This is a genomic window from Aeromonas sp. L_1B5_3 (genome assembly GCF_963866575.1).
GTDB classification, from domain to species: domain Bacteria; phylum Pseudomonadota; class Gammaproteobacteria; order Enterobacterales; family Aeromonadaceae; genus Aeromonas; species Aeromonas jandaei.
The window spans coordinates 66,461-79,220 of sequence record NZ_CAWMDN010000001.1 but is presented as its reverse complement, the minus strand read 5'-3'; the positions used below and the strand labels follow the sequence as shown (position 1 = coordinate 79,220).

9 protein-coding genes are annotated in these 12,760 nt (G+C 60.3%); 5 read left to right on the top strand and 4 right to left on the bottom strand.

Annotated features, from left to right (window positions below):
• Positions 1-3 precede the first annotated feature (3 nt).
• The 3 genes from AACR93_RS00385 to AACR93_RS00375 are packed head-to-tail and all read left to right on the top strand — an operon-like array spanning position 4 to position 3,861.
• Positions 4-924, top strand: a complete 921-nt coding sequence (locus tag AACR93_RS00385) for an AAA family ATPase (RefSeq protein WP_043849333.1) — start codon at positions 4-6, stop codon at positions 922-924.
• Positions 921-1,904, top strand: coding sequence for a DUF58 domain-containing protein (locus AACR93_RS00380; RefSeq protein WP_043849332.1), 984 nt, complete (start codon positions 921-923; stop codon positions 1,902-1,904). Before AACR93_RS00385 ends, AACR93_RS00380 begins: the two co-directional genes overlap by 4 nt.
• A complete protein-coding gene (locus AACR93_RS00375) occupies positions 1,891-3,861 on the top strand; it encodes a transglutaminase TgpA family protein (protein ID WP_043849331.1) in 1,971 nt (656 codons plus the stop codon). The genes AACR93_RS00380 and AACR93_RS00375 overlap by 14 nt, the downstream gene beginning before the upstream one ends.
• 71 nt (positions 3,862-3,932) lie before the next feature.
• On the opposite strand, the gene AACR93_RS00370 is transcribed toward AACR93_RS00375, so the two are convergent.
• Entirely contained in the window at positions 3,933-5,363 is a 1,431-nt protein-coding gene (locus AACR93_RS00370) for an alanine/glycine:cation symporter family protein (protein WP_041208088.1), read from the bottom strand.
• Between the two features lie 711 nt (positions 5,364-6,074).
• Here AACR93_RS00370 and tal point away from each other — a divergent pair.
• Complete coding sequence (gene tal / locus AACR93_RS00365; RefSeq protein WP_043849330.1) at positions 6,075-7,025, top strand: transaldolase; 951 nt, start codon at positions 6,075-6,077, stop codon at positions 7,023-7,025.
• A gap of 159 nt (positions 7,026-7,184) precedes the next feature.
• Positions 7,185-7,367 (top strand): DUF3545 family protein, encoded by a 183-nt coding sequence (locus tag AACR93_RS00360; protein WP_005338547.1) that lies wholly within the window; start codon positions 7,185-7,187, stop codon positions 7,365-7,367.
• A gap of 150 nt (positions 7,368-7,517) precedes the next feature.
• Here AACR93_RS00360 and accA read toward each other — a convergent pair whose 3' ends face one another.
• From accA to rnhB, 3 genes are all read right to left on the bottom strand, one after another.
• Positions 7,518-8,468 carry an acetyl-CoA carboxylase carboxyl transferase subunit alpha gene (gene accA / locus AACR93_RS00355; RefSeq protein WP_033116084.1) on the bottom strand — a complete coding sequence of 317 codons (951 nt, stop codon included), beginning with the start codon at positions 8,466-8,468 and terminating at the stop codon, positions 7,518-7,520.
• 15 nt (positions 8,469-8,483) lie between these two features.
• Positions 8,484-11,963 carry a DNA polymerase III subunit alpha gene (gene dnaE / locus AACR93_RS00350; protein WP_043849417.1) on the bottom strand — a complete coding sequence of 1,160 codons (3,480 nt, stop codon included), beginning with the start codon at positions 11,961-11,963 and terminating at the stop codon, positions 8,484-8,486.
• Between the two features lie 68 nt (positions 11,964-12,031).
• The gene (gene rnhB, locus AACR93_RS00345; RefSeq protein ID WP_043849329.1) at positions 12,032-12,622 is read right to left on the bottom strand and encodes a ribonuclease HII; all 591 of its coding nucleotides are present in this window, start codon (positions 12,620-12,622) and stop codon (positions 12,032-12,034) included.
• Positions 12,623-12,760 lie beyond the last annotated feature (138 nt).

The window sequence follows — 12,760 nt, the reverse complement described above, 5'->3', positions numbered from 1 at the left end:
GTAGTGAAATCACAGGAACAGATCACGGCGGTGCTGACAGCGCTGGAACAGGTGATTCTGGGTAAACCGCTGCAGCTCAAGGTTGCACTGGTCACCCTGCTAGCCCGTGGCCACCTGCTGATCGAGGATCTGCCCGGCATGGGCAAGACCACTCTGGCTCAGGCGCTGGCACAGGTATTGGGACTGAACTGCCGCCGGATGCAGTTTACCGCCGATCTGCTACCCGCCGATTTGCTGGGCTTGCAGATCTTTGATCCCCGCCAGCAGCACTTCACCTTTCACCCCGGCCCCATCTTCACCCAGGTGCTGCTGGCCGACGAGATCAACCGCGCCAGCCCCAAGGTGCAGAGCGCGCTGCTGGAGGCGATGGCCGAGCAGAAGGTGAGCATCGAGGGCCACACTCACCCGCTGCCAACTCCCTTCTTCGTCATCGCCACCCAGAACCCGGCCGATCAGGCGGGTACTTATCCCCTGCCCGAATCCCAGCTCGACCGGTTTGCCGTGCGGCTTTCACTCGGTTTCCCTCCTCGCGAGGCGGAGCGCAGACTACTGCGTGGCCAGCAGCTGAGCCAGCCTCTCCCCTGCCTGCTGGACGCCGATGCCCTGGCTCTGTTGCAAGCCGAAGCCGAGGCCATTCACCTATCTGATGCCACCCTCGACTACCTGCTGGCACTGGTACAGCAGAGCCGGTTTGATGGCGAGCTGCCACAGCCCCTCTCCCCCCGGGCGGCACAGACCCTGCTGATGGTGAGCCGGGCTTGGGCGCTGGTGGCCGGACGACGCTTCGTCACGGTGGAGGATGTGCAGGCGGTCTTTCCCTATGTGGCGGAGCATCGGCTGCGGGGCAGCTTTGGCGTGCAGCACGGCGAAGCCTGCCCCCTGAGCCAGCGGCTGCTGGCCAGCGTCGATCCGGATCGGCCATGACTGACTGGCGCCGGCTAAGGGATCGCTGGCAGCTGCGCTGGCTTGATCGCCGCATCCCTCCGGCACGCCAGATCACGCTGGGGCCGCGCAGCCTCTTCATCCTGCCCACCCGCATGGGGTTGCTCTATCTGCTGGTACTGCTTGCCATCTACCTGCTCGGCACCAACTACCAGAACAATCTGGTGCTGCTGGTCGCCTACTGCCTCGGCAGCCTGTTTATGACGGCCATGTGGCTCACCCATCGCAACTTGCTGGGTCTGGCCTTGATGGGCGGGCCCACAGCTACCGGCGAGGCGGGCAGCCAGCTCCCCATCAGAATACGGGTACAGAGCCCGCGCCCGCTCTACGGCGTTCAGTTCACCCTTGGTGATGGCGCGCTCTGGCAGGCCGAGATAGGCTCCACGCCCCTCGACCTGCTGTTGCCGATCACGGGTCGGCGCCGCGGTCGCCTCCCCCTTGGCCGGCTTAAAGTCGAGAGCCGCTATCCCCTCGGCCTCTTTCGCTGCTGGTCGTTGCCGGATCTGCAACTTGAGGGATGGGTCTACCCCAAGGCTGTCCATGGCCCGCTGCGGGAGGGTGAGAGCACCACGGCCGATGAGCAGCAAGGGGATATGCTGCCAGCCGCCATTGGCGACTTTGATACCTTGCGGGCCCATCAGCAGGGCGAAGCCATGAGCCGGATCGCCTGGAAGCAACTGGCACAGGGGCGCGGCCTGCTCAGCAAACAGTTTTGTGAGCCGCATCGGGCTGGCCACCATCTCAGCCTCTCGCGGGTAGCAGGTGGCGATCTGGAGCAGCGGCTGGCGGTACTAGCTTGGTGGTGCTGCGACTATGGCAAACAGGGGCACCCCTTCTCCCTGACGCTGGCTCGAGAGACGTTGGGGCCTGATAGCGGTCCCGCATTTGTGCAGCGCTGCCTGCTGGCACTGGCGCAACTGGATAACCCGGCAGACGAGGGCAGAACGGATGCTGCTCGATAACCGGCGTCTGCTGCCCCTCACCGCCCTGCAACAGTTGCTGCTCATTGCCGCGCTCTGGCCCCAGCTACAGCTCTGGGTCATGGCGGTGGGCGCCATCACCCTGTTTACCCGCGCCATGATGCTGTGGCGCGGATGGCGTCCTCCACCGGCACGAGTGCTGGCGATACTGGCCATCGGCAGTTTGCTGATGCTCCTGCTGCAGTGGCGGGGATTGGGCACCCTGCCCGCGCTGGTCAACCTGCTCTGGCTCGGCTATAGCCTCAAGCTCATCGAGGTTAGGCGCGATCGTGATGTCGAACAGGTGCTGCTGCTCGCCTTCTTTCTGATTGCGCTGGCACTGGTGCAGCGCCAGAGCATCGGCTGGGCGCTGTTGCTGGCACTCTCGCTCTGGCTGGCAGTCACTGCACTGGTCAATGCCGCGGCCCCGCAGCAGAAGCGTCCATGGTGCAGCGCGGGCGGCGCCCTGCTGCTCGCCCTTCCCCTGCTGCTGACCCTCTTTATCGTGCTGCCAAGGTTGCCACCGCTCTGGCAGATGCCCACCGCAAGCCGAGCCCTGACAGGCCTCTCGGAAGAGGTGGCCCCCGGCGACATCAACGAACTGGTCAGCTCCTCCGAGCTGGTGTTTCGCGTCACCTTTGCCGATGGCCCGCCCCCTGCGCAGGAGCGCTACTTTCCGGTCATGCGGCAGGAGTATTTTGACGGACGGCGCTGGCAACTGAGCGCCGAGGTGAAAAGATGGCAGCAAACAGTCCCCTTGCTGAACGTGACATCCACGCTATCAGATAGCCCGCTGCCCGCGGGGAGCTATGAAGTGCTCGCAGAGTCACAACGCCATCGCTGGGCCTTCGCCATGACGGCACCCCGTGTGGTGGTGGGGCCGGTACAAGCCACTCCGATCGCGACCCTCTATCGACAGGGAAGCAACGAGCTGGCCATCCGCTATCGGGTCAGCACAGCGACTCTCCCCGATGCTACAGAGCGTGAACAGCAGAGCAACCTCCAGCTACCTGCCGAAGGCAATCCGCAGGCGCGGGCCTATGCCCGGGAGCTTGCCACCCGTTATCCCGAACCGAGCTCGCTGGTCGGGGCCCTGATGACCCGATTTCGCAGCCAGCCTTACACCTATACTCTGACACCGCCACGGCTTGGCCCGGATGGTGTGGACGATTTTCTGTTCGATACCCGGCGGGGATTTTGTGGCCACTACGCCATGGCTACTGCCTTTGTGCTGCGGGCAGCCGGTATTCCGGCACGACTGGTGACCGGCTATCTCGGTGGCGAGTGGAATCCGCAGGGCAGCTATCTGGCGGTCCGCCAGTTCGATGCCCACGCCTGGGTGGAGTATCTCGACCGGCAGCAGCATTGGCAGCGCATCGACCCGACCGCAGCCGTCGCACCGGAGCGGATCGAAGGCAATATGGTGCAGGCACTCGGCGAGCAGTTTGCCGCCGCCGACCCCCTCTCTTTGCAGCGCTATCGCAACTGGGCCCTGCTCAACCAGTTGCGCTGGTGGGGCAACAATCTCGACTACCAGTGGAGTCGCTGGGTATTGGGGCACGATGCCAGCCAGCTCTGGCAACAGGTTGCGCTGCGCTGGCCATCGCTGGCCGGGCAGATCCCCTGGCTTATCCTGCTCAGTTTGCTGCTGGTCGCTCTGATGGTCAGCCTGCCGCTCCTCTGGCCTGCCCGCGCCCCCGCAACCCTGCGGATCTGGCAGCCACTGCTGCGCCGGGGCAACGCGGCCGGCTGCACAGTGCAAGCAGGCGAGACGCTGGGCCAGTGGTGTGAACGACTGGCAACGCTGCGCCCTGTTCTATCCCGCCCCTTGCTGCAGGCGGCCTGGCTCTACCGGCGCTGGCGTTACGGGCCACTCACCCCCCATCAGCAGAAACGCTGCCAGCGACAGCTGAAACGGCGAGTGCGCCAGATTTGCCAGAGCTGGGATCGCCAGCCATAAGCGCATCACACAAGGCATAAAAAGAGAGGGGAGCCACCGGCTCCCCTCTCTTTCACATCATGCAACACGGATTACTTTTTGACGGGATTATCCCAGATACCCTCTTCCAGCTGGGAGCGGATCTCGGGGTACTTGTTGGCATCAAAGGTAGGCACCTTGCCCAGCCTGAGCTGGTCGTTGTAATCCTTCGCCAGCTTGATAGCAACGCCGGAGAGCAGCAGGATGGCCACCAGGTTGACGATAGCCATCAGCCCCATGGAGACATCCGCCATCGCCCAGACAGTCGGCAGCTCTCCTACCGAGCCGAACATCACCATCCCCAGCACAAACATCCGGAACAGCATCAGGCCGCCCTTGTGGTTGTGCTCGAGGAACACCAGGTTGGTCTCGGCATAGGAGTAGTTCGCCACGATGGAGGTAAAGGCGAAGAAGAAGATGGCCGCCGCAATAAAGATATTACCGCCATGACCAATCTGGGAGGAGAGCGCACGCTGGGTCAGCTCCACCCCGGTCACACCGGAGCCCGGCTCAAACTGGCCTGACATCAGGATGATGGCTGCGGTACAGGTGCAGATGATGATGGTGTCCATAAAGACCCCCAGCATCTGCACATAGCCCTGTGAGGCCGGGTGCGGCGGATAGGGTGTGGCAGTGGCTGCTGCGTTGGGGGCCGAGCCCATCCCCGCTTCGTTGGAGAAGAGACCGCGCTTGATACCGTTGATCATCGCCTGGGAGATGGCATAGCCCAGCGCCCCCGAACCTGCCTGCTCAATGCCGAAGGCAGATTTGAAGATCAGCATCATCACGTGGGGCAGCTCGCTGATGTTCATGGCTACGATGACCAGCGCCAGCAGGATGTAGGCCAGCGCCATAAAGGGTACCACCAGCTCGGCAAAACGGGCGATGCCGCGAATGCCGCCGAAGATGATGAGACCGGAGAGCGCCACCAGTGCCAGACCGCTGACCCAGTCAGGAATGCCGAAGGCCACCTTCATCGCTAGGCTGATGGAGTTGGCCTGCACCGCATTGAACACCAGACCAAACGCCAGAATGAGGCAGAGCGAAAAGAGCACCCCCATCCAGCGCATGCCAAGCCCCTTTTCCATGTAGTAGGCAGGGCCGCCACGGTAGTTGCCATCCTCATCCTTGACCTTGTAGAGCTGGGCCAGAGTGCTTTCGACGAAGGCGGTCGACATACCGATAAAGGCGATCAGCCACATCCAGAAGATGGCGCCGGGGCCACCCAGATAGATGGCAACGGCCACACCGGCCAGATTGCCGGTACCGACCCGGGCGGCAAGGCTGGTGCAGAGTGCCTGGAAGGAGGAGATGCCGGCGTTGTCCGATTTGCGGCTGTTTTTCAGCACGGAGAACATGTGCCCGAAGTGGCGGATCTGGATAAAACCCAGGCGGAAGGTGAAGAAGATACCGACCCCGATGAGCAGGTAGATGAGCACGGCTCCCCACATCAGGTCGTTTAGCATCGCAATCAAGGTGTCCATAATTCTCTCGTTGTTATTCACATCCATGGCCAGTGCAAATCTGCGTACACAGGCCGCGTTCTGTCTGTTGTTTAATTATTGTGTCGCTAAAGGGGCGGAATCTAGCACAGCGGAAGAACCCGGAATAGTGATCCCGATCACTCTGGACACAAAAAACGAACGGAAAACGCCACTAAAGCTCCATTTAAATCGCAAACTTTCAACAAATCCAATAATTTAATCAGACAAACGCGAATATAGCTCCATAGGAGTATTTTTCTGCCGGCCTATTTCTCTCCGTCAGAAACAGGCAAACGCTTGCATGAAACGGCTTTCAAGAGGGGATATTTCGCAAAACGTTTTCGCTGTAAGAAAATTTCAAGTATGCAACTCAACAATTTATGTGATCGGCTACGCAAATATGAATATTGGCTAAAAAAAATGGCTTGGCGGCAAACCGGAAACAGTCTGCCGAAAAATATAAAAAACCTTATTAATCAGTATGTTTTGCGCATTAAAACGGAACTTCTCAACAGCCTGAATATTTAACAGCCAAGTGCCCCTATTGCAGGAAGCACCACATAAGTATTAATTAGGCAGGCAATGATGATGGGTCATACCCATCGCGCTTTTCTGAGCCTGAGGCATCAAGATCCTGTAATTTTATTTCAGAACCACCGTCTCAAGCCCGCAACCCAGGGATTACTCCCTCATTAAGAGATGACATTCGCTATGGCCGATAAATTAACCCAGCTGAAAGCCCTGACCACTGTTGTTGCCGACACCGGCGATATCGAAGCGATCAAACGCTATCAGCCCATCGACGCCACCACCAACCCCTCTCTGGTTCTGAAAGCCTCCGAGATCCCCGAGTACGCGCCGCTGATCGAAGACGCCATCAAGTGGGCCAAATCCCAGAGCCAGGACAAGGCACAGCAAATCATCGACGCGGGCGACAAGCTGGCAGTCAACATCGGTCTGGAAGTGCTGAAGATCGTTCCGGGCCGCATCTCCACCGAAGTGGATGCCCGTCTCTCCTTCGATACCGACGCCAGCATCGCCAAGGCCCGCAAACTGATCCGTCTCTACAACGAAGCCGGCATCAGCAACGACCGCATCCTGATCAAACTGGCCTCCACCTGGGAAGGGATCCGTGCCGCCGAAGTGCTGGAGAAAGAGGGTATCCAGTGCAACCTGACCCTGCTGTTCTCCTTCGCCCAGGCCCGTGCCTGTGCCGAAGCCGGTGCCTTCCTGATCTCCCCGTTCGTGGGTCGCATCCTCGACTGGTACAAGGCTAAAAATGGCCGTGATTACACCGCCAGCGAAGATCCGGGCGTGGTCTCCGTCACCTCCATCTACAACTACTACAAGCAGCACGACTACCCGACCGTCGTGATGGGCGCCAGCTTCCGCAATACCGGCGAGATCCTGGAACTGGCCGGTTGCGATCGCCTGACCATTGGCCCGGCCCTGCTGGAAGAGCTGAGCAAGACCGAAGGGGCCGTGGTACGCAAACTGGACTACACCGGTGAGCGCAAGGCCAAACCGACCCCGATGACCGAAGCCGAATTCCGCTGGGAGCTGAACCAGGACGCCATGGCTCACGAGAAGCTGGGCGAAGGTATCCGCATGTTTGCCATCGACCAGGGCAAGCTGGAAACCATGCTGGCTGGCCGCCTGTAATCGGTTAATTTTTCTACGAAAAACCGGGCCCTCTCAGGGGAGCCCGGTTTTTTTGTACCCGACTTTTAGCACGGTCATAGAGCTGTAACGAAAACGTTTTATTTTCAACCTCGTTATGTTATACGGTTGGTGAAAACGATAAAAACCAAGGAGGGAGCCATGGAAATGTTCAACTTCGATTATGACGAGGTAGTTGAGCTCGGTTCACGTAGCCGCGGGACAACGGGAAAAAAACGCAAATGGCGCGAGATTGAGGCGTTGAAAGACAAGCACCGCCTGCAGAAGGAGCTGCAATCAATCGATATCGCCTATGAAGGTCTGACCGACGAGATTGAGCTGTAATCGAGTCAATCTTGGTAAAAGCGCCCCGCTCACCCGGGGCGCTTTTTTGTTGCCTCCAACCGGCGCTCAGAAGCACACCTGACAGCTTGTTACAGGGCTATAAAACAAAAGCCCCCGTATCGACGGGGGCTTGGTGCAGAGCGAGTGGACTTAGCAGTAACCGTAGCCCAGCAGACGCTGGTAACGCTGCTCCAGCAGCTGCTCGCTATCGAGCGGACGCAGGGCATCCAGATCCTGCTTGATGCGCGCCTTGAGGTTTTTGGCCATCTTGGCGACATCGCGGTGAGCGCCGCCAAGCGGCTCCTCGACGATGGAGTCGATGAGCTTGAGCTCTTTCAGACGCTGGGCAGTAATGCCCATCGCATCGGCCGCCACGGAGGCCTTGTCGGCACTCTTCCACAGGATGGAAGCACACCCTTCCGGCGAGATGACGGAGTAGGTGGAGTACTGCAGCATGTTGACGCGGTCGCCCACGCCGATAGCCAGTGCGCCGCCGGAGCCGCCTTCACCGATCACGGTGCAGACTACCGGCACGGTCAGACCGGCCATCACCTTCAGGTTGCGGGCAATCGCTTCGGACTGGCCACGCTCCTCGGCACCCACGCCCGGGTAGGCGCCCGGAGTGTCGATAAAGGTGATGATCGGCATCTTGAAGCGCTCGGCCATCTCCATCAGGCGCAAGGCCTTGCGGTACCCTTCCGGGCGCGGCATGCCGAAGTTGCGCTTGATCTTCTCCTTGGTCTCGCGACCCTTCTGGTGACCAATCACCATCACCGGCTCGCCGTCGAGACGGGCGATACCGCCCACGATGGCCTTGTCGTCGGCGTAGGCGCGATCGCCGGCCAGCTCGTCAAAATCGGTGAAGATGTGCTCGAGGTAGTCGAGGGTGTAAGGGCGCTGGGGATGACGCGCCATCTGGGATACCTGCCAGGCACCCAGATCACCGAAGATCTTCTTGGTCAGCTCTTCGTTTTTCTTCTCCAGCCGATGGATCTCGTCTTTAAGATCCACGGCACGATTGCCTTCACTCACATGTTTGAGTTCATCAATCTGCGCCTGCAACTCGGCAATCGGCTGTTCAAAATCCAGAAAAAGACTCATAGGGCCTTAGAACCTCTAATCAAAAACCAACTCGACCCGCTCTCGCCCAAGCAGGACGCGCAAGTCATCTAACAGTTGATCGGTGGGCGTCACCCGCCACTCGGTACCGAGCGTCAATCGCACCCGGGAACCGGGGCGACGATAGTTTACCTGAACCGGACAGACTCCGGCACGGGCGGGCTCCAAAATCTCGCACAAACGCGGAAAAAAACGATCATCGATACGCTGTTCATCAAGGGAGATGCGAATTGCTCTGGCAAAACGCTCCCTCGCATCGTTGATATCCAGTAATTCACGGGCCGACATTTTAAGGCCACCGGAGAAGTCATCAAAGCTGACCTGTCCAGAAACCACCAAAATACGGTCTTTTTGCATCAACTCTTCGTACTTTTCCAGCGCTTCGCTGAAAAGTGTCACATCGAGACGGCCGGAGCGGTCGTCCAGAGTGAAGATCCCCATCTTGTTGCCGCGCTTGGTCACCATGCTGCGGGCGGCAATCACCAGCCCCGCCGCCGTGGTCACCGTATCGCGGGAAGTAGGATGCAGATCGCACAACCGGCCCGACGTATAACGACGCAGCTCGCCGCTGTACTGGTTGATCGGGTGGCCGGTGAGATAGAGCCCGAGGGTCTCGCGCTCCCCTTCCAGCCACACCTTGTCAGGCCAGTGCGGCACGTTGGCGAACGCCTTCTTGACATCGTCGATCTCCTCGGTGAGCACGCCGAACATGTCGACCTGCCCCACCGCCTGCGCCTTGGCGTGCTGCTCGGCGGCGCGCATCGCCTCCTCCAGGGTCGCCATCAGGGCGGCGCGGTGGGGGCCGAGCCGATCCATGGCACCGGAGAGAATAAGCTTCTCCATCACCCGCTTGTTGAGCTTCTTGATGTCGACCCGGTTGCAGAAGTCGAACAGGTCGCGGAACGGGCCGTCCCGATCCCGCGCGTCCAGAATCGCGTCGATAGGGCCTTCACCGACCCCTTTCACCGCGCCGATCCCGTAGACGATGTGACCATCTTCATTGACGCTGAAGCGGTAGCGGCCGGTATTGACGTCCGGCGGGATCACGGTGAGCCCCATCCGCTGGCACTCGTCCACCAAGGTCACGATCTTGTCGGTGTTGTCCATATCGGCGGTCATGACCGCCGCCATGAACTCGGCCGGGAAGTGGGTCTTGAGCCAGAGAGTCTGGTAGGAGACCAGCGCATAGGCGGCGGAGTGTGACTTGTTGAAGCCGTAGCCCGCAAACTTCTCCACCAAATCAAAGATCTTCATCGCCAGTTCGCCGTCGACGCCATTTTTGATGGCGCCCTCTTCGAAACCGGCTCGCTGCTTGGCCATCTCCTCGGGCTTTTTCTTACCCATCGCCCGGCGCAGCATGTCCGCGCCACCGAGCGTATAGCCCGCCAGCGTCTGGGCAATCTGCATCACCTGCTCCTGATAGAGGATGATGCCGTAGGTGGGTTCGAGGATGGGCTTGAGGCTCTCGTGCTGCCACTTCTCGTCCGGGTAGGAGATGGCTTCATTGCCGTGTTTACGGTCGATGAAGTTATCCACCATGCCTGACTGGAGCGGGCCCGGTCGGAACAGGGCCACCAGTGCGATCATGTCTTCGAAGCAGTCGGGCTGCAGCCGCTTGATGAGATCCTTCATGCCGCGGGATTCAAGCTGGAACACCGCGGTGGTCTCGTAGCGCTGCAGCAGGTCGAACGACCGCTTGTCATCGATTGGGATGGCGGCGATGTCGACCGGTGGCTTGCCCTCTTTGGCCAGACGCGGGTTAATCATGCCGAGCGCCCAGTCGATGATGGTGAGCGTTCGCAGACCGAGGAAGTCGAACTTCACCAGACCGGCATATTCCACGTCGTTCTTGTCGAACTGGGTGACCGGGTGATGACCCTCGTCATCGCAGTAGAGCGGCGCAAAGTCGGTGATCTTGGTGGGCGCGATCACCACGCCACCGGCGTGTTTACCGGCGTTGCGCACTACCCCTTCGAGCCGGCGGGCCATATCGATGAGGTCTTTGACCTCCTCATCCTGCTCGTAGAGCTCGGGCAGCTTGGGCTCGGCCTCGAACGCCTTGGCCAGCGTCATGCCGGGATCCGGCGGGATCAGCTTGGAGATGCGATCGACAAAACCGTAGGCGTGGCCCAGCACCCGGCCCACGTCCCGCACCACCGCCTTGGCCGCCATGCTGCCGAAGGTGATGATCTGTGACACCGCCTCCCGACCATACATATCGGAGACGTGCTCGATCACCTCGTCGCGCCGATCCATGCAGAAGTCGACGTCGAAGTCGGGCATGGATACCCGCTCGGGGTTCAAGAAACGTTCGAACAGCAGGTCAAATTCCAGCGGGTCGAGGTCGGTGATCTTGAGGGCGTAGGCCACCAGAGAGCCTGCACCCGAACCACGGCCCGGGCCAACGGGTATACCGTTGTCCTTGGACCACTGGATAAACTCCATCACGATGAGGAAGTAACCCGGGAAGCCCATCTGGTTGATTACTTTCAGCTCGATGTCGAGACGCTCGTCATACTCGGGACGGCGCTCGGCCCGCACCGCCGGATCCGGGAACAGGAACTCGAGACGCTCCTCCAGACCCTCTTTCGATTTGGCCACCAGAAAATCTTCGGTGGTCATGTCGCCGGTCGGGAAGTTGGGCAGGAAATATTCACCGAGACGCACCGTCACGTTGCAGCGCTTGGCGATCTCCACCGTGTTCTCCAGCGCCTCGGGGATGTCGGCAAACAGCTCGCACATCTCCTCCTGACTGCGCAGATACTGCTGCGGGCTGTAGCGACGGGGACGGCGCTTGTCCATCAGGGTATAGCCATCGTGGATGGCGACCCGGATCTCGTGGGCGTCGAAATCATCGGCGTTGAGGAACACCACCTCGTTGGTGGCCACTACCGGCAGCTCGAACTCGGTGGCAATGGCCACCGCCATGTGCAGGTAGACCTCCTCGTCAGAGCGGCCGGTGCGCAGCAGCTCGAGGTAATAGGAATCCGGGAAGTGGGTCTGATAGAAGGCGACGCACTGCTCGGTCATCTGACGGTTGCCCTTGAGCAGGAACTTGCCCACATCCCCCTCGCGCCCGCCGGAGAGGACGATCACCCCCTTGGCGTGTTCGGCAAGCCAGGCCTTGTCGATGACCGGACGCCCCTGCACATGGCCGCGCTGATAACCACGGGAGATGAGCAGGGTGATGTTCTGGTAGCCCTCGTTGTCCATGGCAAGCAGGGTGAGGCGGAACTGCTCGTCACCGAGCTCGTCACTCTGCACCCAGAAGTCGGCACCGACGATGGGTTTGATCCCCTTGCCGTGGGCGGCGCCATAGAAGCGCACCAGACCGCACATATTCATCTGGTCGGTCAGGGCAATCGCCGGCATGTTGTCGGCCGCGGCAGCCCCGACGATGGGATTGATCTTCTGCAGTCCATCCACCATGGAGAAGTCGGTGTGGACTCGCAAATGGATAAAACGGGGGTCAGCCATCGTCATGCCCTCTCATTACGCAAGCAGAACCAGCCAAGGCAGAAATCGTTCCGACAGATCAGCATGGATTATTCGAGCCCCAGTGCGCGGCGCACCGGCTTGAAGCTTTTGCGATACTCCGGCAGCGGGCCGCGCTCGGCCAGAATGGCGAGGTGCTCCGCAGTCGGATAACCCTTGTGGCGGGCAAAACCGTACTCGGGATGACGGCTGTCCAGCTCGGTCATCTCCGCATCACGGGTCACCTTGGCGAGGATCGAGGCGGCGCTGATGGCGGCCACCAGACTATCGCCCTTGACCACGGCACGCGCCTCCATCGGCAGAGCAGGACAGCGGTTACCATCGATAAAGACCAGCTCGGGCGTCACCTTCAGCCCCGCTACGGCGCGCTGCATCGCCAGCATGGTGGCATGCAGGATGTTGAGATCGTCGATCTCCTCCGGGGTGGCTCGGCCGATGGCGAAGGCCAGCGCCTTCTCCTTAATCTCGTCAAACAGAGCGAGGCGCTTCTTCTCGGAGAGCTTCTTGGAGTCCGCCAGCCCGGCAATCGGATTGGCCGGGTCGAGAATGACCGCGGCGGTGACCACGTCACCCACCAGCGGGCCGCGGCCCACTTCGTCCACACCGGCAACCAGCTTGTCGTCAGGAATATCGATCATCATCTTGTAGCCTTGAATCAAAACAAGGAAGGTAGGTTCGAATAGCGAAGCGTATTCGAACGTTCCCTGGGCATCTATTAGTTAGGTGAGCGTTCGGTGACACAGTGACGCGATCGTCCGATTACGCCGCAGCGCGGCTAA